General features: G+C 69.5%; 22 protein-coding genes and 1 pseudogene. 12 read left to right on the top strand and 11 right to left on the bottom strand.

The features are described 5' to 3' along the window. From ACWD3I_RS25920 to ACWD3I_RS25880, 9 genes are all read left to right on the top strand, one after another. A complete protein-coding gene (locus ACWD3I_RS25920) occupies window positions 1–378 on the top strand; it encodes a DUF742 domain-containing protein (protein ID WP_365401324.1) in 378 nt (125 codons plus the stop codon). Next, a complete protein-coding gene (locus ACWD3I_RS25915) occupies window positions 323–961 on the top strand; it encodes a GTP-binding protein (protein WP_451084188.1) in 639 nt (212 codons plus the stop codon). The genes ACWD3I_RS25920 and ACWD3I_RS25915 overlap by 56 nt, the downstream gene beginning before the upstream one ends. Next, window positions 958–1,512 carry a GAF domain-containing protein gene (locus ACWD3I_RS25910; RefSeq protein WP_365401318.1) on the top strand — a complete coding sequence of 185 codons (555 nt, stop codon included), beginning with the start codon at window positions 958–960 and terminating at the stop codon, window positions 1,510–1,512. Before ACWD3I_RS25915 ends, ACWD3I_RS25910 begins: the two co-directional genes overlap by 4 nt. Window positions 1,513–1,675: 163 nt before the next feature. Then, complete coding sequence (locus ACWD3I_RS25905) at window positions 1,676–2,881, top strand: acyl-CoA dehydrogenase family protein (RefSeq protein WP_365401315.1); 1,206 nt, start codon at window positions 1,676–1,678, stop codon at window positions 2,879–2,881. A 371-nt stretch (window positions 2,882–3,252) separates the two neighbouring features. Next, complete coding sequence (locus tag ACWD3I_RS25900) at window positions 3,253–4,068, top strand: zinc-dependent metalloprotease (RefSeq protein WP_365401312.1); 816 nt, start codon at window positions 3,253–3,255, stop codon at window positions 4,066–4,068. A gap of 32 nt (window positions 4,069–4,100) precedes the next feature. After that, entirely contained in the window at window positions 4,101–4,631 is a 531-nt protein-coding gene (locus ACWD3I_RS25895) for a hypothetical protein (protein ID WP_365401309.1), read from the top strand. Then, window positions 4,628–5,404, top strand: coding sequence for an SAM-dependent methyltransferase (locus ACWD3I_RS25890; RefSeq protein WP_365401306.1), 777 nt, complete (start codon window positions 4,628–4,630; stop codon window positions 5,402–5,404). Before ACWD3I_RS25895 ends, ACWD3I_RS25890 begins: the two co-directional genes overlap by 4 nt. A gap of 267 nt (window positions 5,405–5,671) precedes the next feature. Then, a complete protein-coding gene (locus ACWD3I_RS25885; RefSeq protein ID WP_365401304.1) occupies window positions 5,672–7,717 on the top strand; it encodes a tetratricopeptide repeat protein in 2,046 nt (681 codons plus the stop codon). Window positions 7,718–7,753: 36 nt separating this feature from the next. Next, on the top strand, window positions 7,754–8,680 hold the full coding sequence (locus ACWD3I_RS25880; protein WP_365401301.1) for a hypothetical protein: 927 nt from the start codon (window positions 7,754–7,756) through the stop codon (window positions 8,678–8,680). A gap of 162 nt (window positions 8,681–8,842) precedes the next feature. On the opposite strand, the gene ACWD3I_RS25875 is transcribed toward ACWD3I_RS25880, so the two are convergent. The 3 genes and pseudogenes from ACWD3I_RS25875 to lexA all read right to left on the bottom strand — a co-directional run. Next, window positions 8,843–9,574 carry a nuclease-related domain-containing protein gene (locus ACWD3I_RS25875; RefSeq protein ID WP_365401298.1) on the bottom strand — a complete coding sequence of 244 codons (732 nt, stop codon included), beginning with the start codon at window positions 9,572–9,574 and terminating at the stop codon, window positions 8,843–8,845. A gap of 220 nt (window positions 9,575–9,794) precedes the next feature. After that, a complete protein-coding gene (locus ACWD3I_RS25870; protein WP_365401295.1) occupies window positions 9,795–10,301 on the bottom strand; it encodes a hypothetical protein in 507 nt (168 codons plus the stop codon). 128 nt (window positions 10,302–10,429) lie between these two features. Beyond that, window positions 10,430–10,783 (bottom strand): annotated as a pseudogene (gene lexA, locus ACWD3I_RS25865) (transcriptional repressor LexA); the annotation flags it as partial. Window positions 10,784–11,078: 295 nt separating this feature from the next. On the opposite strand from lexA, the gene ACWD3I_RS25860 reads away from it, so the two are divergent. From ACWD3I_RS25860 to ACWD3I_RS25850, 3 genes are all read left to right on the top strand, one after another. Then, a complete protein-coding gene (locus ACWD3I_RS25860; RefSeq protein ID WP_365401292.1) occupies window positions 11,079–11,612 on the top strand; it encodes a hypothetical protein in 534 nt (177 codons plus the stop codon). Between the two features lie 240 nt (window positions 11,613–11,852). After that, window positions 11,853–15,338, top strand: a complete 3,486-nt coding sequence (locus ACWD3I_RS25855) for a DNA polymerase III subunit alpha (protein ID WP_365401289.1) — start codon at window positions 11,853–11,855, stop codon at window positions 15,336–15,338. A gap of 4 nt (window positions 15,339–15,342) precedes the next feature. Beyond that, a complete protein-coding gene (locus ACWD3I_RS25850) occupies window positions 15,343–16,359 on the top strand; it encodes a DNA polymerase Y family protein (protein WP_365401286.1) in 1,017 nt (338 codons plus the stop codon). Here the strand turns inward: ACWD3I_RS25850 and ACWD3I_RS25845 are convergent. The 8 genes from ACWD3I_RS25845 to ACWD3I_RS25810 all read right to left on the bottom strand — a co-directional run bounded on the left by ACWD3I_RS25845 (window position 16,339) and on the right by ACWD3I_RS25810 (window position 22,999). Next, window positions 16,339–17,211 carry a trypsin-like peptidase domain-containing protein gene (locus tag ACWD3I_RS25845; protein WP_365401283.1) on the bottom strand — a complete coding sequence of 291 codons (873 nt, stop codon included), beginning with the start codon at window positions 17,209–17,211 and terminating at the stop codon, window positions 16,339–16,341. The genes ACWD3I_RS25850 and ACWD3I_RS25845 overlap by 21 nt on opposite strands. A gap of 10 nt (window positions 17,212–17,221) precedes the next feature. Further along, entirely contained in the window at window positions 17,222–17,365 is a 144-nt protein-coding gene (locus ACWD3I_RS25840; protein WP_365401280.1) for a hypothetical protein, read from the bottom strand. 401 nt (window positions 17,366–17,766) lie between these two features. Further along, on the bottom strand, window positions 17,767–18,120 hold the full coding sequence (locus ACWD3I_RS25835) for a hypothetical protein (RefSeq protein ID WP_365401277.1): 354 nt from the start codon (window positions 18,118–18,120) through the stop codon (window positions 17,767–17,769). Between the two features lie 29 nt (window positions 18,121–18,149). Then, entirely contained in the window at window positions 18,150–18,827 is a 678-nt protein-coding gene (locus ACWD3I_RS25830) for a hypothetical protein (RefSeq protein ID WP_365401274.1), read from the bottom strand. 81 nt (window positions 18,828–18,908) lie between these two features. Beyond that, window positions 18,909–21,107 (bottom strand): Mucin-19, encoded by a 2,199-nt coding sequence (locus tag ACWD3I_RS25825; RefSeq protein ID WP_365401271.1) that lies wholly within the window; start codon window positions 21,105–21,107, stop codon window positions 18,909–18,911. Between the two features lie 4 nt (window positions 21,108–21,111). Next, on the bottom strand, window positions 21,112–21,669 hold the full coding sequence (locus ACWD3I_RS25820; protein WP_365401268.1) for a hypothetical protein: 558 nt from the start codon (window positions 21,667–21,669) through the stop codon (window positions 21,112–21,114). A gap of 225 nt (window positions 21,670–21,894) precedes the next feature. Beyond that, complete coding sequence (locus ACWD3I_RS25815; RefSeq protein WP_365401265.1) at window positions 21,895–22,248, bottom strand: hypothetical protein; 354 nt, start codon at window positions 22,246–22,248, stop codon at window positions 21,895–21,897. After that, window positions 22,241–22,999: a DUF721 domain-containing protein gene (locus ACWD3I_RS25810; protein ID WP_365401262.1), complete on the bottom strand. Its 759-nt coding sequence runs from the start codon at window positions 22,997–22,999 to the stop codon at window positions 22,241–22,243. The genes ACWD3I_RS25815 and ACWD3I_RS25810 overlap by 8 nt, the downstream gene beginning before the upstream one ends. Window positions 23,000–23,007 lie beyond the last annotated feature (8 nt).

Genomic DNA, 23,007 nt, shown 5'->3' with positions numbered 1-23,007 from the left:
ATGGCGTCTTCCACCCGTCGGTCATGGACAAGCGAGCCCGCCGAGGGCCCCGCCCACTTCGTCCTGACCGGCGGCCAGACCCGCCCTCGCCACGATCTGAGAGTCGAGACCCTGCTCACGGCCCAGGATCCGGCGCTGACGGCGGACACGCCGACCCCTGAGGCTGAAAAGGCCCTGGCTCTGTGCCGGGGGCAGCCGTCGTCAGTGGCGGAGATCGCCGCGCTGCTGGCGCTTCCCGTGCAGATCACCAAGGTCCTGCTGTCCCGCCTGATGGAAAGCGGCGCGCTGGCCGTCACCGATCAGCAAGGCACCCGTACCAACGATGAATTCGTCACTCTCCTGGAGGCTGTCCGTGACGGGCTACAACGAGCCCTCTAGCAGGGCCGCAGGTCCCGTCGCGATGAAGATCGTCGTAGCGGGTGGCTTTGGCGTCGGCAAGACCACCTTCGTCGGTTCCGTCTCGGAGATCACCCCCTTGAGTACGGACGCGTTGATGACCTCCGCGTCCGAAGGCATCGACGACCTCAGCCTGCTCCCCGAGAAGTCGGATACCACTGTCGCTCTGGACTTCGGCAGAAGGACATTCCCCGGCGCTGTTCTGATGATCTTCGGAACCCCGGGGCAGGACCGGTTCTGGTTCATGTGGGATGAGCTGACGGAGGGAGCGATCGTCGCGGTCGTCCTCGCCGACACCCGCCGCCTGGACGACAGCTTTCCGGCCCTCGACTACTTCGAGCGGCGCGGCACGCCCTTCCTCGTCGCGGTCAACGGGTTCCCCGACGCCCACGACTACAGCCCCGAAGAGGTTCATACGGCCCTGGCTCTCCCGGCTCACGTGCCGGTGATGCTCTGCGACGCCCGCGCGCCAAGTTCTGCCACCGCTGTCCTCGTACGGGCCATGGACCTCGCGATTGAGCACGCCCGGACCTTCCAGTCGTCCTACCAAGGAGCCTTGACATGATTCACGGCAGCGTCCCCGAGACCTCACTGCACCAGCCCGGCGCCCTATCCGACTGGGCATCCCGCCTGCCCGATGTCATCGATCTGGCAAATCCGCCGGTGGGAGCGTTCGATGCCTTCGCCGACCTACTAAGCGAGGAAAGCCGTCTGCCTTGGGCGATGGTCAACTGGTTCGGCGTCGTACCGGATCAGCAGCTCTTCGTCGGTTTGTCCAACCCGGCCGGCACCGACATGCCGCAGGCGGACCGCACCATGCCCGAGCTCACGCATGGGTGGTGTCCGGACGTCTACAAGAACCGCAGGACCCTGATCCTCAATGACACGCTGGCCTACGCGACGTTCGCCACCAATCCGGTCATCGACGAGTTCGGCATCCGCACGTACCAGGGCTCCCCGTTGATTGACCAGCGCACCAATCGGGTCTGGGGCACCATCTGCGCCATCGGCCAGAACCCTCGTCCCAGGGACGTCGGAAGGCCCGCGCGCACGCTCATGGAGCACTACCGCGACCTCCTCATGACCGCGATCTACGAGCGCACCCCGCCTCAGTAGCTGTCCCTCGTCCGGTGGCACTTCCTCCGACATCGAGCCCGTGCCGGCGACTGCTCATCCAGATCCCACTGGCGACATGCCGGACCCGCCCTGCCCGGCCGAACCACCTCAGCGCCCGGAGCAGATGCGCCCCGCCGCCCGCCCAGAAAGAGGGGACCAGACCGTGACAGCCGACTCCCTCATCCACCCGTACTGGACTGAAGACCACCAGCACCTTCACGAGCTGGTCACGTCCCTCGCGCAGCGCGAAATCGCCCCTCTCGTTCCCCAGTTGGAAGCCCTCGGCCCCCACACCGACCGCGATGTCCGACGGGTCTGCAGCGACGCAGGCCTCCTCGGCGTGCTCATCGGCTCCGATTGGGGCGGCATGGACGAAGGACACGTTTCCAAGACGATGGTCCTCGTCGCGATCTCCCGGGTCAGCGCGGCTGCTGGAGCCATTCTCCAGGCTTCGATTCTCGGCGCGGCTCCCATCATCGAATTCGGGAGCGAGGAGATGCGCGCCCGGTGGTTGCCCGAGATCGCCGCGGGCCGTATCTGGCCGACTATCGCCTCCACAGACCGCCGGTCCGGAAGCCACCTCCGTGGTATGGACACCACGGCTCGCCGGAAGGGCAAGGACTTCGTCCTCGACGGCGAGAAGGACCTGGTGGGCAATGTCGATCTCGGAGATGTCCACTGCGTCGTCGCCCGCACGGGCAAGACCGGTGACCCGAGAGGTCTCACGGCCTTTCTGGTGGAGAACGGGACACCCGGCGTCGAGGTCATCCGCCGGCCCGTGAGCGGCCTGCGGGGATTTTCCGTCGACGGGCTCCGCCTGACGGGAGTCCGTGTGCCGAGCTCCCATGTCATCGGCGAAGTCGGCGACGGTGAGGCCATCGCACTGATCTCCTCGGTCGTCTACGGCCGCTTGAACCTTGCCGCGGTTGGCCTGGGCATCCACCAGGAGACTTGCGACGTAGCCATGCGGTGGGTGTCCGAGCGTGAGCGCCATGGTGGACACCTTTCTGACGTACCCGCCGTCCGCCGCCGTGTCGCGGAGATGGCGGTCAGGTTGAGGCAGGCTGCGTTGGCCGTCTTCCACGCCTCGTATCTGCTCGATGCGGGCGAGCCGTGTGACGAGTGGCTGCTCGACGCCAAGCTCATCAGCAACCGGACGGCGGTCGCCTCCGCCGAGGACGCCCAGCATCTCCACGGCGGCCATGCCGTACGCCTGGAGAACCCGATCGAACGGCTTCTGCGCGACGTTCGCCTCATCAACGCACCAGCCGGGCCAGACGACATACAGATCAAGTACATCGCGGACGCCGCGCTCGGCCCTTCGCGGACCCAGTGGTCCGTGCGGCACGCCCTCCGCCGCCGAAGTTGACGCACAACCCCGCCTGTCTGCCAGCAGTCGCGGCCGGCAGGGAGGCGGGTTCCAACTCCGGTGCGGAGGTCAACGCGCCCCACTCCCACCCGGTCCTCCGCACCGGACCGTTCCGCGTTCGCCTGATCCGACACTGCGCCCGTCCGGACCGGCGGTGAAGCCACTAAACGTCAGAAGAGACCTGTGTTGAAACATACCGTCTTCGCACCTGCAGCCCACTGGTGGCAGCCGCCTCCCGCCGTGGGCACGAAGGGGCTCATCAGCATCCCGATGAGCCCCCACGTGGCGATCGTCGCCGCCGTCACCGTTGGTCGCCACTCCGGACCGCCGTCCGCCACGTCCTTACCCGTTCTCGACACGAAAGCCCGCGCATGATCTCGATCAACGTTCTGGACGAGACCGGCCGCAGCGGGCAGCTGGCCGAGGACATGCACACCTTTCTCGCCCGCGCGGCACCGTACGTGGAGAAGGTCACCGAACTGCAGCTGCCGCACACCGTCACGGTGAAACTACTGACCGCCCCGGGCTTGGCCACGAACTACTCAGCCTTCGTCCGCCGGCAGGTCGAACGCGACACCACGGGCATTGAGTTGACCGAGTCCGAGCGGAAGCGGGCTGTAGCGCTTCCCTTAGCCGCCGGCTGGGCTGCGCGCACGACGTGGGCGGCTGACGCATCGGTCCTCGTCACCAACACCGTCGGCTGGCCTTCGACGTTGGTCGTACCCAAGGCCCTTGCTCATCAGGGCCTGCTCTCCGACCCGGACGGCTTATGCGAGTTACTCGTCCGTGTGCTCGCCGAACAAGCCCAGGTCGAGGCGTGCCGCGGAGTCCTCGTCCCGGGCAGTGGGTGGCCACCAGTGGGGGAAGGCCAGGACCCCGTCTCCCAGCTGAGCGCCGGTCACGCCTCGTGGGCTGCCCGCGAGGCGACACCGCTCGTTCTGGGCAAGCCTGTGTCGGACACGCGGCGACAGCACTCGTGGACCTATCGGCGTCAAGCTGCGCTCGTGTTCCTGGCCGCCCGCGGACAACACGGTCGGCTGCTGCGACGGGCCACCGCGTTCGTCGATCAGGCGATGGCCTCGATCGGCCCTGAAGGCTTCAACCGTCTCTGGACGACACACGATCTCGTTCCGACGCTCGACGAACTGCGCCACCCCGACCGTTGGCTTCAGCGTCTGCCCGTCTGATCTCCACCGGTTATGGATGAGCGGCCCTCCACGTGATCACACTCCGCCGTACCACCGCGCCTTCGCGCGACGCCACTGCCCCCGCCAAGCCTCCGTACACGGCACCCATCCCCGAGTACGACCCGGGCCGGGAGGCGTACCTGCTGTTGGGCCCGGCGTGGCGCAGCAGCACGGCCCGTCTCGTTGAGACCGGGCACTACTTCGACGTGGTGCGGACACCACAGCAGATCGCCGCGCCGGTCCTCGACCATCTCCGGGCGCACGGCGAGCGGCTCGGTGCGGTCTCCGCTGAAGACGGCTGCTGGAGCTTCTTCGTCCCACTGTGCTCCGGCCGCCTTCCGTGGCCGTACTGGGTCAGCTATCTCAGCGGGCCGAGGGCGCAGATCCCGCCCCGTGCTGCCCGGGGCAAAGGCCTCCGCTTGCAGTGGATCACTCGCGGTGAGCCGACCGGACGGTTCCTTACGGATCCCGATGTGCTGTGCCCCACCCTGATCGCTCTCGCACCCCCCGACCCCCGATCCGGCCCCTGGCTCGGCCCGACGTCTCCGGAGGAAATCCTTTGACCAGCAACATCGACACGTCCGTCCCGCACTCGGCACGGACCTGGAACTACTGGTTGGGAGGCAAGGACAACTACCCCGTCGACCAGGAGGCGGGCGACGCGTATGCCGAGATAGCGCCTCAGGTCGTGACCATGGCACGCGAATCCCGCCGGTACCTGATCCGCGCGGTCGCTCTCCTTGCCGGCGAGCTCGGCGTCCGTCAGTTCCTCGACATCGGCACCGGCCTGCCGACGTACGGCAACACCCACGAGGTTGCCCAGAAGATCACCCCGGACGCCAAGATCGTTTATGTCGACAACGACCCGATCGTCCTGGCCCATGCTGCCGCCCTGCTCTACAGCACTCCCGAGGGTGTCACCGCCTACATCGACTCCGACCTGCACGACCCGGAGAAGATCCTCCGCCGCGCTGCGGCCACCCTGGACTTCAACCGGCCCATCGCCCTGATGCTCATGGGCATCCTCGGCCACATAAAGGAATACGCCGAGGCGACGGCCATCGTCCGCCACCTTCTGGCGTCCCTGCCCTCAGGCAGCTACCTCGTGCACTACGACGGCACGAACACTGACGCCGACCTCATGAAGGCCCAGGCCGGCTACGACGACACCGGCGCCGTCCCGTACGTGCTGCGCAGCCCCGAGCAGATCAGGGCTTACTACCAGGGGCTCGAACTGCTGGAGCCGGGCATCGTCTCCTGCCCCCTGTGGCGCCCTGACTCAGGCACATCGCCTGAGCCGACGTACATCTACGGAGGCGTCGGCCGGAAACCGTAGCGCGCGTTCCCACCGCGCACCGCCGCCGCGTAGCGCGGAACCACCCACCACTTTGTGCACCCGCCCGGCCAGCGCTGATGCCAGGAGCAAGTCACCGTGACCCGATCTCATCCCATCGACGGTCCCCGGCCCAGCCGTGTGACCTCAAACCAGCTGGCCGACAGCACGGTGTACGGCCCCGTCATACAGGCAGACAGCGTCGCCGATGTCCATGTGACCGTGCATGAAGCGGTGTTCACTCCGCCCACGCCTCGTCAACTTCCACCAGTGCCTGCCGTGTGGACGGACCGGACCTACGACCTGGTCCAGCTGGCGGCCGCGGTCGACCGCCTGGGTGTCGACTCCGTGCGCATGATCGCGATCAGCGGGCCCAGCGGCATCGGCAAGACCGCCCTCGCCACCAAGTTCCTCCACATGCAGATGGAGCAGTTCCCCGGCGGAGCTCTCTACGCCGATCTGCGCGGGTACTCCCCTGGGGGCCCCGCCTCCACCTCGGAGGTTCTCGCCCGTCTCCTACGGTCCGTTCGTCCCGGTGTGCGCGCCACGTCAGCCGACGAGCTCGGCGCGTGGTGGCGCACGGCGACCTCCGTCCCCGACCGTCCGGTGTGCGTCCTGCTGGACAACGCCACCGACGCGGACCAGGTGCAGGCGCTGCTGCCGGGCGGACCTGGCCACATCGTCATGACGACGAGCCATCACGTGCTGAGAGGCCTCGCCGGGCACGGAGCTCGGTTCCACAAGGTCGAGCCGCTCGACGACGAGGCCGCGCAGGACTACCTCGTACGCCAACTCGGCCGGGAGCGGGTCACCGGAGACCGTCAGGCCGCAGCCCGGATCGTACGTCTGTCCGCCGGACTGCCGATGGCGCTGGCCGTCGTCGCCGGCGCCCTCGCCGCCCGCCCGCACCAACCCCTGGCAGCCGCAACCTCCGCACTGATGCACACCGGTGACTCAGTGCGCCAGTCCCGTCCCGCCCTCACCCGTCAGGAGGCGGCTGTGACCACAGCCCTCGACGACCGCTATCAGCAACTTCCACCGGCCGCCGCCACGGTGTACAGGCGCTCGGGCAGCGTATTCGCCGTGGACGTCGACCCCGCGCTGGCCGCGGCCCTCTCCGGGCTGCCCCAGTCCGCCGCGCGGGATGCCCTGGACGCGCTGCATTCCGCGGGCATGATCGAAGCCGTCCAGACCGGGGACGACCCGATACGGGGCGCCGTCTACCGATACCACGACAGCGCCCGTGAGCACGCCGCCGAGCGGTTCGCCCAGGAAGAGCCGGACGGCGCGCAGGAAGTGCTGCGCATGGCGCTGGACTTCTTCCTCGACGCCGCCTCACGCGCCGAGCGGCGCCTCACCCCCACGCACCGCCCGCTCGCCCGGGAATACCGGTTCGAACCCGCGGACCCGATCATCTTCGGCACCGACGCCGAGGCCCTGGCGTGGCTGGAAGCGCAGCAGGACAACCTGCGTGCCGCAGTCATCACGGCGTCCGCCTCTGGACTCGACTCGTCGGTCTGGCAACTCGCCCACGCAATGTGGCCCCTGCTTCGCGCCCACCACGACTACGACCTCTGGACGGTCACCCACGCGCACGCCGCCCGCGCGGCCCGTAGCTGCCAGGATTCCGCCGCCGAACTGGAGATCCTCGGCACCTGGGCCGTCGGGATGCGCGGTGCCGGCCAACACGACCACGCGATCGAGGTGTTCGACCAGGTACTTCGCCTGGCCCGATCCGCGAACGACGGGCGAGGCGAAGCACAGGCCCTCCACGAGCTCGGCGCAACTCACCTCGCCGCGAACCGACCTGCAAACGCCGAACCCTTCCTCCTCCAGGCACTCACCCGGCGTACCGAGCTCGCGCGCCAGGCCGTCGCCGCCGAGAACGATCGGAAGAGCCGTACCTTCCGGCGTGCGGTCGCCATCACCAAGGTCTGCCTCGGCCAGGTACAACTGCTGCTCGAACGGTCATCCGAGGCGATCGACACGCTCTCGTCCGCCCGCGCCACCCTCATCTCACTCGAGGACGCCATCGACGCGGCGCGCGCGCTGGCCTGGCTCGGCCGCGCGCACGCGATCGACGGCGACCTCGACCAGGGAGCGGTCCTCGGGCATCAGGCCGTCGACGAGTTCGACCGCGCCGGCTCCCCTCGCTGGCGGGCGCACAGCCGCGAACTGCTCGGCCTGACCCTCCAGGCAGCCGATCGCCGCGACGACGCCGCGGCTCTTTACCAGCGGGCCGTCGGGATCTACACCCCCATCAGCCCGCGCGACGCGGACCGCGTACGGCAGCGGCTCCGTGCTCTGTTCTCGTGACCTGCTGGAAATGGCCACGCCTCGGAGGTGGACAGCATGACAACGCAGACCGACGCGACCGACCTGGACCTGGTCGGCTGGAACATCCTGAACGGAGGAATCGACGGAGAGCAGGAGCACCGCCGCGAACGGCAGATCGACTTCCTTGCTTCCCTTCCGGGGGCTGATCTGCTGTGGGTCATGGAGGCAACCGGCTGGGACAAGGGCGGCCGCTTTGCCGACTTGGCCGATGCCACGGGGCTGACCGCGCTGCCGTACGTCACCTCCAACCACGGCGACGGACGTAACCACAGCTGCATGTACTACCGAGCAGACAAGCTCCGCCTCGTCTCCCCGTCCAGCGTGCTTGCCCGCGGAGCGTTCCATCACGGGGTAACCCGGGCGGAGTTCGAGGTGAACGGGGTACGCCTGCTGGCGCTCGGAGCACACCTCACCTACAGCAGCCCCTCTGGCCGGCTCCTGGAAGTTCCTCATCTCGCCGACTACGGGCAGAAGTTCGGATGCTGGCCAGAGGACAGTGTCCTGATCTATGACGGGAACAGCCCCGACCTCCACGATCCCGAGCCGGAGGACTGGTCAGCGGTGCCGCAGAACCTCTGGCACCGCTACCGTAAGCGGCTCCCCGACGGTTCATACGGCGGGTGGGACACCGATGCTCTGCGGATGCTGCTGAACGCCGGCTGGCATGACCCGCAGGCCGACATACCGATTCGGCGGAAGCCCACGGTCGGCTACTGGTACGCGGACGAGCAGGTCCCTCTCCACCTCGACCAGGCCCTCGTCACCGGCCGACGCATCGAGGTGGTCGACTACCGCACCCTCGGTGCGCCCCGCTCCTTCGCGCCGGACATCCCTGCCCCGGACAGTCCAGGCCCGGATCTTGGTCTGACCGACCTGTCTGACCATCTGCCGGTCCATCTCCGAATTCGGCTCCACCGTGACCCGATCTGCGCAGCGGGCTGAATCGAAGACGAGGTCCGAGGTTCCGTCCGACATGAACGAGGCGCCTGCGGCGGCCTCGCGGATCCGGCGAGCGCAGACGCCTCTGCTGTGCTCCGGACAGTGTGCGGGGGTTCAGTGACTGCAACCCAGGGTTCACAAAGATCATCGCCTTAGCCAAATTGGCTATCTACGACGGCTTTTCGCCCTGTTGTAGCGGTCCGGCCGGGACAGAGGCTTCCTCTGCCGGGGGCAGCGCGCGGAGGCGGGGGCAAGCCGGGAGTCCGCGATGCGGGTGGTCTCACGCATCAGCGCCCGGTCCCATCCGGGGGTGTCGGGAAGCGAGCGGATGTAGCGGCGGAGGTCGCGTGCCTGGATGACGGTTACGCCGTCGAGATGGATGCGTTCCTCGGGGAGCCGAGCGCCATGGACCACGATCACCGCGTGGACCGGCCAGCCGAGGACGCGCTGGACCTGGTCGGCTTCCCAACGGACGGTGGAGACTGCGGGGCCCTGGGGGTAATCGCCGTACCAGAGCTGGCCGTCGCTCTTGACGAGCACCTTCGAGGCGACCGAGGTCCAGTTCTTGGTGTCTACGTAGATGAGGCCGGATCGGCCGACTATGAGGTGGTCGAGGTTCGCGCGCGATCTCGGAACGCCTCGGTCGTGGAGGACTGCGTACCGCCGCGTCCAGGTCAAAGGACGGAGCATCCGTGCCGTGCGGCGCTCGCCGGCCGCGCCGATGGCCCAGGAGTTCCGCCCGGGAGAGGTGCGGCGGCTGCCGGCGATGAGGGCTGCGGCGGCCGCTGCGGCGCCGGCGGTGATGCCGAGGAGCAGAGTCATGAGGAGCGCGAGCGCAGCCGCGAAGCCCAGAGTGACGGGCAGGGACAGTGCCCGTCGGCGCTGTCGTGCTGCCATTTGCTGAGCGCTGGCTCCTGCGCGGTTGCGGCGGCGTGCCGAACTCAACGGCCGATCCCCTCGTTCGGTGGTGTGCCGTCGGACCGTATGACGGCTGGGCTGTGGACAGATTTCGCGGTGCGCCGTGAGGGCCTCGCCGACGATTGGCCGGCGGCGAGGCCCTCACGTGATGCGACGGGCTACCCTCCGGGGAGGGGCCGGGTCATGGGGAAGGCGGAGGTCAGCAGCCGTCTACGACCGGCGTGAACTTGATCTTGTCGCCCTCGGAGACGGCGACGGCGTTCACGTAGGTGGCGTGGGTGACCTGGAACCACACGTCCTTCCGGCGCTGGTTGCCGTTTACGGCGTCGAGTTCCACGCACCAGCGTTCGCGGCGGATGACCCGGGTGTAGGACTCGGTGCCGTTGCGGACCTTGCGGCAGGTGGTGACGGGCTTGTACTCGTACCAGGTGGTGGTCGACGTGCGCGTGCCGATGCGCGTGCGCGACGTGTGCTTGATCTTCTTGGTAGTGGTCGTACACCGGTTGACCATGCGGGGCCGGACGCCGGGCACGGTCTTCCGGGTGATGTGACGGACGTCGTCGCGGAGGCCGGAGACAGTGTCGTCGTGGCGGGCTTCCGCGGGGGTGTTGCTCCGGTGGGTGCTGGTGGTGGGACCGCAGGCACTCAGGCCCACGCTGAGGATGAGGGCCACTCCGGACAGCAGCATCTGCCGCTTCTTCGTCATCAACTCTCTTTCTTCGGGGCCTCGTTGCGGGCCGTCTGCGCGGGCGAGGCACTCCTGCATCCCTAACCCGTTGACTCTTAAGACTATACATTGCCGTTAGCGGAACGGCAAGTCTTAAGAGACGAACTTCAGAGGCGGCGCATGACGGCGACGACCCGCCCGAGAATCGTGGCCTGGTCACCGGGGATGGGCTCGAACGCCGGGTTCCGCGGAACGAGGCCGACGTGGCCGTCGTCGCGGCGGAGGCGCTTGACGGTCGCCTCGCCGTCGATCATGGCGGCGACGATGTCACCGCTGAGGGCGTCCGGCCGCCGGCGGACAGCGACTCAGCCACCATCACAGATGGCCGCGTCGACCATGGAGTCGCCGACCAGCTCGAGTGCGAACACCTCACCTTCGCCGACCAGTTGCTGCGGCGGCCGAAGGACATCCTTGACATCGCGCTCGGCGGCGATGGGGGCGCCGGCGGCGATCCCGTCCACAGGAAACAGACGGCCGTCGATTCGATTCCGTGATCCGGCTGATCCGCGTGACCCAGAGAGCGCTTCCGGCGGGCGCGGCCTATCCATTGTGACGGAGCATCGTTGATTGCGAGTGCTCGCGGAGACGCGGCAGGTCCAGGGCTTGAGGGTGCGCGGCAGTTTGCGGGCGCACGATAGATTGCGAGTCCGCAGCTGCTAGGGGAGGAATCGCCCCGCCGTCGGCTATCCACTCGCGGGCCATAGCCTTGAGCCGTGTCTGCCGCGTGGTCGGCGGCTTCGCCTCTACCGTGTGGGTATGACCGCTGGCACCGTCCTTACAGTCATCGGTGGGTGCCTCCAACTCGCCGGCCTCGGAGTCGCGGGCCTCGGCGTTCGCAGAACCAGGATGGAACACGCGCGGGATCGACTCGGGACATGGGGCCAGGCGAAGGAGTGGTTCGGTGCCCTGCGACGCATCTTCGAGCCTCTGCCGCCGGTAACGGGTACCGCCACGATGGTCGTCTCGGCGGATGCAGCCGGAGCAGCCTTCAACGCGACCGTGGTGGCGGCGCCTGCGCTGGACGCCACCGCTGCGCAGCGCGAGCAGTTCCTTGTAGAACGCGTGATCTGGCTCCAGCAGGAGACAGCCCGCCTCGGGGAGAGCGTGGCCGCGGAGGGTCGAGAGCGCCGCGTTGTGGTCGGTCACCTCGGCGGGACCATGAACGAGAAGGCAGACGAGCTCCGCAAGGCCATGGACTCGGCCATGGCGGATGGCCTGGCCCAGGAAGCGCTGGGTCTTTGGCTTGCAGCGAGCGGAGCCGTGCTGGCGATCATCGGAGCCGTTATCTAGGGCGTGGACGTGGCTGGACCGTAGGAAGGCTATTAACTCCGGCGTCATCGCCCACGCCCCTACGCCACGGCATCCACGAGGTCGACGCGCAAGTTGGCGTGCTCCACTCGCAAACAAACGTGCTCTGTCACATCCATTCAGCTGCACCGAGTCGACGTGTTCGATTTTTGTTCGATACGGTGATGCGATCCAGCCAAGTGGCTGGATGGGCAAGGGGGTGTGCTGAAGCGGAGGTGCCGGATGCCTGGTGGTGTGCACCTGCGGGTCGCGAGCGGCTATTCGGCGCGCTTCGGCGCCTCGCTGCCGCAGGACCTGGCGCGGCGTGCCGCAGAACGCGGGGTCACCACGCTGGCGCTGACCGACCGGGACACCGTTGCGGGCACGGTGCGTTTCGCGCACGCTGCCGCTTCCGCGGGGATCCGTCCGGTGTTCGGCGTGGACATCGCCGTCGCAGCCCTGCGGCCGCCGCCACCGCGGGAGCGGACCCGGACGCCGGTGCGCGGAGGTGCTCATGTGGCGGAGCCCGCGCTGCGGGTGACACTGCTGGCGAAGAACGCGCAGGGGTGGGCCCGGCTGTGCCGTCTGCTGTCGGCTGCACACGCCCAGGCGTCCGGCGGCTCGCCGGTGGTCGCGTGGCCGGTCCTGCGCCAGTACGCGGACGAGGACCTGGTGGTGCTGCTCGGTCCCACCTCCGAGCCCGCACGAGCGCTGTCGGCGGGGCGTCCTGATGTGGCGGCCCGGTTGCTCGCGCCGTGGCGAGAGCTGGCCGGAGCGAACCTACGGCTCGAAGCGGTCTGGCTGGGCCTGTCCGGAACGGGTCCGGGCTCACTGCGGCTGGCCGCGCGGACCCTCGGTCTGGCCGACCAGGAGCGGGTCGGTGTGGCCCTGACGAACGCGGTGCGGTACGCCGACCATGGTCAGCACCGGCTGGCCGACGTGCTCGACGCGGCCCGGCTTCTGCGCCCGATCAACCGCCGACGCCTGGACGGCGGGGAGCGCTGGCTGAAGGGGCCGGATGCCATGGCAGCCATCGCGGACCGGATCGCTGCGGCCGCCGGCGGCGGCCCGGGGCGCGCGGCGGCTCTGCTCGCCGAGACTGCGGCGACGGGAGAGCAGTGTGTGATCGACCCGGCGCGGGACCTGGGAATGGGCCGGCCGCACTTCCCCGAGGCGCAGGTGGTGGGGGCGGGTCCGAAGGCCGGGGACGCGATGCGTCTGCTGCGCCAGCGGTGCGAGGCGGGCATGGTCGCCCGGAGCCTGGACACCGACCGGCGTGCCGTGGACCAGCTGGAGTACGAGCTGGGGGTCATCGAGCGGATGGGCTATGCGGCGTACCACCTCGCCGTGGCTCAGGTCGTCAGCGATGTCAGGGCGATGGGGATCCGGGTGGCTGCGCGCGGCTCCGGGGCCGGGTCCATGGTCAATCACAGCCTCTTCGTGGCCACCGCGAATCCGGTCTCCCACCGGCTCCTCTTCGAGCGCTACCTCTCCGAGCGCCGGACCTCGCTCCCCGACATCGACCTGGACGTCGAGTCGGCACGGCGGTTGGAGGTCTACGACAGGATCTTCGAGCGGTTCGGCCGCGAGCGGGTCGCTGTGACGGGCATGCCGGAGACCTGGAGGGCCCGGCACGCCCTGCGGGACACGGGGCTTGCGCTCGGCCTGGCGCCCCAGGTCGTCGACGAGATCGCCAAGGCCTTCCCGCATATCCGGGCTCGGGACATCCGCTCCGCGCTCAAGGAACTTCCCGAGCTGCGCGACCTGGCCCGCCGGGCGGACGGCTTCGGCCGGCTGTGGGAGCTCGCGGAGGGGCTCGACGGTCTGCCGCGGGGGTACGCGATGCATCCGTGCGGGGTGATCCTGTCCGACGCGAGCCTGCTGGACCGGGTCCCGGTGCAGCCCACCCCCGGCGGCCAGTATCCGATGATCATGGCCGACAAGGTCGATATCGACGTGGAGGGCGACTGGCGGGGCTGGGGCCTGCTGAAACTGGACGTGATCGGCGTCAGGATTCAGAGTGCCATGGCGCACGCGGTCGCGGAGATCCGCCGTGTCACTGGCCGGCAGCTCGACCTGGACAACCCGGACCATGTTCCTCTCGACGACCCGGCGACGTTCGAACTGATCCGCCGCGGAGCCGTGCTGGGCTGCTGGCAAATTGAGTCAAGTGGCCAGCAGGACCTGATCGGCCGGCTCCAGCCGCAGAGCCTGGCGGATGTCATCGCCGATATCAGCCTGTTCAGACCCGGACCTGTGGCCGGCGGCCTTCCCGCCAGGTTCATCGCCGCCCGGCACGGGATAGAGGCACCCCACTACGCCCACCCTGACCTGGAGCCGATCCTGGACGACACGTACGGGGTCATCATCTGGCACGAGCAGATCATCGCCGTCTTCGCCCGGATGACGGGGTGCGACCGCGCCGCCGGCGACGTGGCGCGCCGGGCACTGGCTGACCCCGACCGGCTGCCGCGAGTTGAGACGTGGTTCCGGAACGCCGCTGCGGAACGCGGCTACAGCACGGAGGTGATCAGCGAGGTCTGGTCGACCGTCAAGGAGTTCGGCGCATACGGCTTCTGTCGTGCACATGCCACAGCGTTTGCCGTTCCCGCAGTTCAGAGCGCCTGGCTGAAGGCCCACTACCCGGCTGCGTTCTTCGCCGGCCTGTACCAGCACGACCCCGGAATGTGGAGTCGCCGCGTCCTGGTGTCCGACGCGCGCCGCCTCGGCGTACCCGTCCTGCCGGTCGACGTCAACGCCTCACGGGCCGCCCACAGCGTCGAGGAGACCCCCGAAGGGTGGGGAGTGCGCCTCGCGCTGTCCACCGTGAAGGGCATCAGCGAGGTGGAGGTCGGCCGGATCGCCGCCGGCCCGCCCTACAGCAGTCTGCAGGACCTGTGGCAGCGCGCCCGGCCCTCGCTGCCCACCGCGCAACGCCTGATCCAGATCGGCGCCCTCGCCTCTGTCCAGGGCAGCCTCACCCGGCGGGACCTGCTTCTCCAGGCCACCGAACTGCACCGGCACTCCCGCAACCGGACGGCCGCCGACGGGCAGCTCCCGCTCGGCGGCGAGCTGGTCACCGCGGGCCCCGCCGGGCTGCCCGAGATGACCAGTCGCGAGCGGATGAGCGCCGAGCTGGAGGTGCTGTCCGTCGACGTGTCCCAGCACCTCATGGACCATCACCAGCGGCTGATGCGGGAGTTGGGGGCGACCGACGCCGCGCACCTGCGCGCGCTGCACCGCGGGCAGCGGGTTTTGGTCGCCGGCGTGAGAGCGGCTACTCAAACGCCGGCGATACCGTCGGGTAAGCGGGTGATCTTCTGCTCGCTCGAGGACGGGTCAGGCCTGGTCGACGTCGCGTTCTTCGAGGACTCCCACGACGCGTGCGCGCGCACCGTGTTCCACAGCGGCATCCTCCTGGTCCGGGGGACGGTGGAACGACGAGGCACGCGCAACACCGTCGTCGGCGAGATGGCGTGGGATCTGGAGGACGTCGCGGCCGCCCGCCGTGACCACGGCCCGCAGGCCGCGCTGGAGATGCTCGGCCAGGACGCGTCGGCCAGCACCCCGCCCCAGTCCGCTGACGAGGCGACCGCCCCGGCGCCGCGGACCCTGGCGGACGGAACGGCCGGCTCCCGGCTGCACCCCTTCGCCGATATCCAGACCGCGGGCACGCGCGCCGCCGACCTGCGCCGTCTGGGGCATCGCAGCCCGGGAAGTGCGGGGTGACCCGATGACCGCCATCATCCACATTCGGTTCGAGGTCCCGGCAGCGGCCGAGGACCTGGCGCTGGACCTTCGGCGCCTGCTGGAGGACTTCACGCCCCGCGTCCAGTTCCTGCCCCCGGACAGCGCCCGGCTCGACGTCACCGGAGCCCGTCGCTTCTGGGGGCGGGACGCCAGAGGGATCGCGCAGGTCATCCAGTTGCGGGCGGCCGCGCTGTACGGGGTGCGCAGCGCCGCGGGCACGGCGTCGTCCCCGATGCTGGCCGCGATGGCGGCCGCTCTCGCCGCCGTCGGCCAGGTCCTCACCGTGGGGCACGGCACCGACGAGATCCGTACGTTCCTTCATCCGCGGCCGGCCCGGGAACTGCCGGGCGTCGGCGCCACGACGGCGGCCACGCTCGCCCGGTTCGGTCTGTACGCCGTCGGCGACGTCGCCGCCGTCCCCCTGCACACGCTCCAGCGGCTGCTCGGCGCCCGCGCGGGACGGGCACTGTACGACCGGGCCCGCGGACACGATGTCTCCGTAGTCGACTCCGCTCCGCTGCCACGCAGCATCAGCGCGCAGCACCGGTTCGGCTACGACGAACTCGACGCCGCGCAGCACCGCCGGGTGCTCCTGGCCCTGTCCGTGGAGCTCGGCGCGCGCCTGCGCGCAGCCGCGCAGATCGCCGAGGCCGTGTCCGTCACCGTGGCCTACGCCGACCGGTCCGCCACCACACGCAGCCGGGTCCTGCCCGAGGCGAGTCACCACACGGTCTTCCTGGGCCGGGGGGCGTACGCGGCGTACGAGACGCTCGGGCTCCAACGGGCCCGGGTGCGGGGCATCACCCTGCGCGCTGACGGGCTGCGGGCGGCGGACCGGGCCACGCGGCAGCTCACCCTGGACGCCCGGGACGACAAGCAGTTGCTGCTCGAGGCGGTCGCCGATCGCGCACGGGCCCGGTTCGGGGACGGCGTGCTGTATCCGGCGGCCCTGGCAGCGGCGCCGACCGACCGGCGTCGCTCAGCGGACGGGATCGGGTGACGTCCAGCCGGGCGGGGCGACCTCGGGAACGATCTCGAAGAGGGCGTCGGTCGTCCACACCATGCCGAGGTCAGCGTTCGGGTCGAGCCGCCCGCTGTAGACCCCGACCAGAGCGGTGACCGACTCGTCATGCGTGATGACGTCGCCGTCGACGACGACGGATTCGCCGCGCCGGATGTGCATCACGACCGGCGACCCGGACTGGCCGGGGCGGGTGCGGGAGTCAAGGAGGAATCCGGGCAGTTGGTCCCAGCGGGCGAAGGGCTCGCTCGCGACCGGCGCCGCGGTCCAGACGGCGTACGGCCAGCTGCCCGTGTGGCCGAAGGGGAAGCCGAGGACGAACAGGCGGTCGGTGATCCGCAGGGGGATGTCGACGTCCACCTCGCTGCCCTGCTGGGCGCGGCGTTCGGGGGCGAACAGTTCGCGCAGGGTGGGCCAGGTGTTGGGCATGAACGCTTCCACCGCGCTGTCCGGGACGGCGCCGATGTGCAGCGCGGCGATGTCGATCCGCCGTTCGCTGGGGCTGCGCCACCGGGGGCCCGACTGGAATTCCTCGTCGTACAGCTCGAAGTCGCGGTTGACGGGGTGGAAGCCGTCGTCTCCTTTGCCAGCGAAGCGGACCCGGAGGTAGTCCGGGCGAAGGCAGTCGTCGCGCAGGGCGTCGCCGTTGTCGGAGCGCCGTCCGCTGAGGACGTGCCAGGCGGTGACGAGCCAGTAGTCTCCGGGGATCCCGACCAGGAAGCCGGTGGCCGGTCCAAGGAGTGTGTCCTCGGCTTCTCCGAGGGAGCGATGCCATGCCTCGATGTACAGGGCGCCGAAGGACAGGGTGTGGATGCTGCCTACTCCTCGCATGCGCAGGAGCCTATGCGCCGACCGCCGGTGTCGGGTCGGTCAGTTCCCGCGGTGGGTCGAAGACGGAGCCCACGATGGTGACCGAGTAGCCGATGGCCGCCAGCCTTTCCAGGGAGGCGGGGGCGTCGACACCCGTCCAAAAACCTTCGATCACGTCCTCGCCGAGGTCAGGGTGACGTTCACAGCCGGTCCCCGCTCGCGAATCGCTCGGATCAGGTCGTGGAGTGCATGATGCTCGGGGTTCCGAGCAAGGAGCCGATCCGGATCGAGGTGCAGGAACACGTGCCCTTCCTGTACGTCTGCGTACGGTCCGAACCGTTGCCTGGCAGCCTCCGGCCCGAGTTCGCGGCACTCGATTGTATGGAGGGCACGCTTGAGCCGGTCGACAAACGCACTGGCATCGGCGTCAGGCGGCAGCTGCGACCATCCCCGCCCGAAAGTTCCGAAGGACGGTGCTGCAGTCGAGTTCCTTCTACCCATGACCTGGATTCTCCTTCGATACCAAGGGTTGCGGTTCGGTGTCTGAGAGGGGCTGCGTGGACGAAGCGCTGCGTGTCATCCGGGGTGGTCAATCACTTGGGACTTGGAGACGAGGAGTCCCGGTCGGGTAGTCCAGACCTCTGTGACCGTCCAGCCGTGTTCGCGCAACAGGTCGGCGTAGGCGGCGACGGCGACGAACTCCTCGGCCGCGTTGTCGGCGAACGTGCGGCCGTTGAGGGCACTTGGGAACGGGGCCCGGTGCGCGACACGGGCCTGCGCTGAGCCCGGCACGCCTGGTGCGGACAGAAACCCGGCCGTGGCGACGGCGCCGGTCGCATCGAATTTTGCCGCGGGATGATGGGCCAGCAGAAGCGTAGTAGCGGCGGTGGTCACGGCCTCCGTGGCGTCGTCGATCAGGTCCGCGTCCATGCAATTCCCCTTTCGCGAGCGATCGGCGGTCAGTCGTTGGGCTTCCATCCTCGGAGTTCGATGTGGCTGATCTTGGTTCCTTCGGCGATGCGGCCGGTCTCTTCCATCCAGTCGGTGATGGCTGCGGTGACGTCGCCGCCGGCGCTGGTGACGCGCTGGTGCCATTCCTGCGCGTCCATGCCCGCTCCGCCCCGGCCGTAGCTGCGTTCCTCGGTGCCGTCGGGGCGTTGGACGACGTGGGTGCGCACGCGCGGGCTGTCCTCGTCCCGGCCGGAGTCGATGAGGAAGCGCCCCTTCGACGCGCGGACGGTGAAGGCGATGACACCGCTGGCAGCGGCGGCTTCATCGATGACGGGCTTGAGGCGGGAGGCGCCGGAGGTGATGTGCGTTCGCCCGGCGCGGGCGAACCCGGAGCTCCACTCGTCGTCGACCTCGTGCTGAAGTGCGTCCTTCTGCCGTACACGGGCCAGTCGCCCGGACTTCGCGCGACGGCGCTGGATGTACTGAGCGGCGAGGGCCTTGAGCGACGTGAGGTCGCGGGGGCCCCCGGCCTGTACTTCCTGGACGACGGCCTGGAGGGCGGAGACGTACGCCTGACCGGCGCCGGGGCCGCGGGTGTAGAAGTGCGAGACGATGGCGGAGTTGCGGCCGATGATCTTCGCGACTTCGCTCTTCTTGAAGCCCGCGGCCAGCAGGTCGTTGGTCAAGCGTGCGGCCTCGCTGGGCGGCGGGCTGGTTCGGCGCCTACGCGGCGGCATGGTCCCCGTGCTCCCTTCTTGTCGTGTCGGTCAGAGGTTGGCGGAGGCGATGTCCTGCTGTTCCTCCAGGTAGACCCGGCCGAGGCTCTGCAAGGTGTAGAAGTCGCTTTCGGCGACGGGAGCGGTGGTCGGGTGGGGCAGGACGCCCTTGAGGAGGTAGTCCCCGGGGTCTCCGCGGTAAGGCCAGTCGGGCCGGACCGTGGTGTAGAGGGCGTCGGTCCGGATGGCCACGATGCTTCCGCCCGGGAGGTGGAGGGCCCCGACATGGGTCTTCTGGCCGTCGTTGGTCTTCACGCTCGTGGAGAGCAGAGCGGCGCGGGCGGCGGACCACACGCCGGCAGCCCATTCGGGGTGCGCGTTGGGATTGCGGCGCATCTGGGTGCGCTCCCAGAAGACGGTCTGGCCTTCGATCGTCTTGATCCTCGCCCCCTTGGGGATCTGGTTCTCCTGGCCGAGCTGGACGGCACCCGTGGTGATCGTCGGCCGCTGTGCAAATCCGCCGATGCCGTACAGGAGGATGCTCCGGACCGCGCGGGACGCCAGCCGGTAGGCCGTGCGGAGTTCATCGTCTCCTGCGACCCGCGCCGCTGTGCCCAGTTCCACCCAGGCCTTCTTCAGCTTCTCGGACCATTCCCTGAGCGGGGTCCCGCTCTCCCACAGTAGGCCGTCGAGGATCTCGATCCGCCAGGGCTGTTTGAGGGGGTTGCGCAGGGCAAGGTTGATCTCCGCGCCGCCGGCCCAGGTCGTGAAGGTCCTGCCGCCCTCGTGCGGGTAGATCCACGCGCGTTCGCCTTCGATGGCGAAGGGGAGGATGCCGACGTGGTTCCAGTCGTCGGGGATGGTGACCTTCACACGCCAGTGGGACGGCTTGAAGAGGGTGTCGCTCTGCTGCTTCTCCGACCAGCTGGCGAACTTCTGCGCGGTGACGCGTTCGGGTTCACCGACGCCGGAGGTCCAGGTGTGCTTGCCGTAGGCGAGGGTGCGGTCGAGTTCGTAGAGGGCGGGCAGCGGGTCGGGGACGCGGGGCGGGGCGATGAGTTCGGTGCGGCCCTGGCCGGCGGTGGCATGCAGGAGCTGGCGGATCTCGTCGGACATGACGGGGTAGCCGTCGGCCCAGCGGGAGCCCTGCTTTGTGGGCAGTGTGCGCTGCCACAGGTCGCGGCCGGTCTGGCTGGGCGAGCCCAGGAGGACGACGTCGGGCCAGATCCGCTTGAGGGCCTGCCCGAGCAGGACGAAGGCGTGGCGGATGGTGGCGACGTCGGTGCCGTCGGGGTCGAACCACTCGGCGACGCTGCGGATTTCGACGTGCTGCTCCCCGCGCTCCCAGCGCCCGACGGGGTTGCGTTCGTGGAGGAAGTGACCGGCGAGGGCGTCCTTGCCGCGCCGGGATTCCACCCTCCATCCGTCGGGCATCGGGGCTTCGAGCCAGGCGCCGACCGCGTCCCTCAGGTAGGGGTGACGATCGGCGTCCCGGTGCCACGGGGCTCCGGTCGTGATGAAAATCCGTTCGGTGGTGGCGGGGGCGTGGGCGAACACTGAGGTGAGGATCTCGCCGGCGCTGGCACTTCCCAGGTCGAGCCGGACCCGCTGGTTGCCGAAGAGGAGGTCGCCGGTGCTGGCGTCGAGGAAGACGGTAGGCCGGGACTGCTGAGTGAAGTCGGGCCGCTTGGAGCGGAGGCCGGGGACCACGCTGAACCAGCGGTCACCTTCCGCTCCCTCAGGGATCACGGGCAGTCCGCGGGGGACGGCGTCGGTCGCGGTGCCGGCGTCGGGTTCCGGCGCGGAGGCGACGGGGGTGACGGCGACGGCCTCCACGGCGGTGTCGGCGGGCGGCTCTTCGGCGCCGGTGTCGGGCTCGTCGACGGCCTCGTCCTGATCGGGCGCGGTGGTCTCGGTGGGCTGATGGGCTGCGACGGGCGGCATGTGCGGTGCAGGGGCGCCGCTCTCCTCGGCGACCGGCTGCGGGGCGGGCTTCCTGTCCGGTGTCGCGTCCTCGGGAGTCTCGGCGGTCGCGGGGCTCAGGTGCGAGGCGAGTTCGACGATGTCCCGCACGGACAGTCCCGCGGCGGGCGCGAGCTGGTCGGCCCTGGCCTTCGGGTAGGACGCCACCTCGGCGATCACGCGGTCGCGTCGCACGGTCAGCTTGCCCAGGGCCGCCTCCGCCTTCTTGATCTCCCCCCGCAGCCCGCGCAGTTCGGCGAGGCCGTCTTTGTACTGCTTGGCGTCCATGGGCTCAGTTGCTCCTGTCCTGGGCGGCGCGGGGCGTGATGGTGACGCTGTAGTGCGGGGGGATGGAGACGGTCAGGTTCTGGGTGCCGTTGAGAGTGATCACGGCCTGTCCGACGACGGCTTGCCGCTGCGCCGATTCGCCCTGCTCCTCGGACGGTTCGCCATCGAGGAGGACGTCTAGGGCGAGGAGTTTCAGCGGGGTGCCTTCTCCGGCCTTCCACGTGGGGGCCGGTGCGCTGAGGTGTGCGGCGTACCGGGTGGAGGGGCGGCCGTGGAAGACGAGGCGCTGGCGCGGTTCGTCCCCGGTCCAGTGGTATCGCTGTCCGTCGTCGTCGGGCTGGATCTCGTAGACGGCCATGGTCTCGCCGCGCCGGCACGCGATGATGACGGCGATGCGGTCGGGGTCGAAGTGCCGAATGGTGGTGGACCGGCCGACCCATGGCGACCATTCGCCGAGGACGACGTCGGCTTCCGTCGACGTGCCTTCCTCGATCTCGCTCCAGCGTCGGTTGACGTTGACGGCGAGGACCTGGTCGGGCTCGCCGTGGCCATCCGTCGGCATCGCTGCCCCTTTCGATCTCGTACGGGCGTGCATCCCACCCTAGAATACATAGAAATACTTACGCAACTAGCATTCGAAAGCATTCTGCTTGTGGGCTCGCGGGTGTCGTGCCCACGGCCGGCCGCAAGTCATCCGGCCTGCTCAGCGAGCGCTCCGGCGGTCTAACGAGATACTCGGACCGTCGGTGCGCGGCCTCCGCTGCAGGCTCGGACCGGCAGCCGGTACTCACCCCGCGGCGCGCTGCTCGCTCAACTGCAGCCGCAGCTGGGCAAGTTCGGCATGCAGCTGGTCCAGGTCTGCGTCGGTGACCGTCGACGCGGTAGGACGCGGCCGGGTGTCCCCCGCGAACGGCTCCGCCGGTGGCGTGCGGACGGCTCCGCCGAAGGCGGTGTTCTGGCCCGGGTGCTGTCTGCTGAGCGTGTGCAGGACGCGGGTGGCCGCGGTGCGGGAGACCCCGAACCACCGGATGATCATGTCCTCGGTGAGGGCCTCCGGGTCGAGCCAGAGGTGGCCTTCCTCGATCTGGAGGCGCAGAACGCGGACCACGAGGTGCTCCGACGGGTCGCGTGTTTCAGTCATGGGTTGTTCCTTCGGTCTGCGGGCCGGCCTTGCGGCGCTTGCGCTCGGCCCGCTCGCGGCGGGCCCGGCGCAGGGCAAGGGCATGGGTGACGGCGGCCGGATCCGGCGCGGGCTGGTCGGGGTCGAGCGGGCGGCCGGTATCGATGACCGGCTGGTGCGTCTGCGCGGAGGCAGACGGTTCGTCCGCGCGGTTCCCGTCGGTGTGGGGGGACGTTGTGGTCCGTGTCCCCAGCCGGGCCCGGGTTCCGGCTTCAGTACAGGTTGCTGGCCGTTCGCCGGTGAGATCGCAGGGTGCGGTGCCGGGCCGGGACCGGACGATGTCCTTCACGACGTCGGTCCCGAGCGCCTCGGCGAACCGCGCCAGGAGGGCGGGCTTCTCCAGCCGGAGCTGGGTGAACCACGCCGGTGAGTCGATCTGCACCTCCAGTTCGCCGGCGGCCGCGCGGAACTTCACGGCCCGCACGTGTCCGGCCAGCCGGGGGCCGGCGATCGCCGGCCACTCGTCGACGGCGCTGCCGCCGGCTGTCGGCGCCTCCCAGGCCCGGTCGGTGATCAGCCCCTGGATCACCGCACCGAGGCCCCGCACGTCCCGGCCGCCGGATGCCTGCCGTGTGCCCTGGCCGGAGCTGGGCCGCGGGGTCCGGCTCTCGGTGGTGCCGCCGTTCCTGCGGGCGTTCTCCTTCGCCGCGAGGAGTGCGACGCGCGCCAGGTCGACGCCGGAGAACTGCGGGGTGGTGTTCGTGTCGGTCATCGGTGCTC

The sequence above is a fragment of the Streptomyces sp. NPDC002817 genome, assembly GCF_053592055.1.
Note: the sequence above shows the minus strand (reverse complement) of the source record. Positions and strands in the feature narration are given on the sequence as shown.

Bases quoted from the DNA above. Each gene is read 5' to 3' on its own strand.
- ACWD3I_RS25920 (WP_365401324.1), top strand. From the start codon at position 1: ATGGCGTCTTCCACCCGTCGGTCATGGACAAGCGAGCCCGCCGAGGGC.
- ACWD3I_RS25915 (WP_451084188.1), top strand. From the start codon at position 323: ATGAATTCGTCACTCTCCTGGAGGCTGTCCGTGACGGGCTACAACGAG.
- ACWD3I_RS25910 (WP_365401318.1), top strand. From the start codon at position 958: ATGATTCACGGCAGCGTCCCCGAGACCTCACTGCACCAGCCCGGCGCC.
- ACWD3I_RS25900 (WP_365401312.1), top strand. From the start codon at position 3,253: ATGATCTCGATCAACGTTCTGGACGAGACCGGCCGCAGCGGGCAGCTG.
- ACWD3I_RS25880 (WP_365401301.1), top strand. From the start codon at position 7,754: ATGACAACGCAGACCGACGCGACCGACCTGGACCTGGTCGGCTGGAAC.
- ACWD3I_RS25875 (WP_365401298.1), bottom strand. From the start codon at position 9,574: ATGGCAGCACGACAGCGCCGACGGGCACTGTCCCTGCCCGTCACTCTG.
- ACWD3I_RS25870 (WP_365401295.1), bottom strand. From the start codon at position 10,301: ATGACGAAGAAGCGGCAGATGCTGCTGTCCGGAGTGGCCCTCATCCTC.
- ACWD3I_RS25860 (WP_365401292.1), top strand. From the start codon at position 11,079: ATGACCGCTGGCACCGTCCTTACAGTCATCGGTGGGTGCCTCCAACTC.
- ACWD3I_RS25855 (WP_365401289.1), top strand. From the start codon at position 11,853: ATGCCTGGTGGTGTGCACCTGCGGGTCGCGAGCGGCTATTCGGCGCGC.
- ACWD3I_RS25850 (WP_365401286.1), top strand. From the start codon at position 15,343: ATGACCGCCATCATCCACATTCGGTTCGAGGTCCCGGCAGCGGCCGAG.
- ACWD3I_RS25845 (WP_365401283.1), bottom strand. From the start codon at position 17,211: ATGCGAGGAGTAGGCAGCATCCACACCCTGTCCTTCGGCGCCCTGTAC.
- ACWD3I_RS25835 (WP_365401277.1), bottom strand. From the start codon at position 18,120: ATGGACGCGGACCTGATCGACGACGCCACGGAGGCCGTGACCACCGCC.
- ACWD3I_RS25825 (WP_365401271.1), bottom strand. From the start codon at position 21,107: ATGGACGCCAAGCAGTACAAAGACGGCCTCGCCGAACTGCGCGGGCTG.
- ACWD3I_RS25820 (WP_365401268.1), bottom strand. From the start codon at position 21,669: ATGCCGACGGATGGCCACGGCGAGCCCGACCAGGTCCTCGCCGTCAAC.
- ACWD3I_RS25815 (WP_365401265.1), bottom strand. From the start codon at position 22,248: ATGACTGAAACACGCGACCCGTCGGAGCACCTCGTGGTCCGCGTTCTG.
- ACWD3I_RS25810 (WP_365401262.1), bottom strand. From the start codon at position 22,999: ATGACCGACACGAACACCACCCCGCAGTTCTCCGGCGTCGACCTGGCG.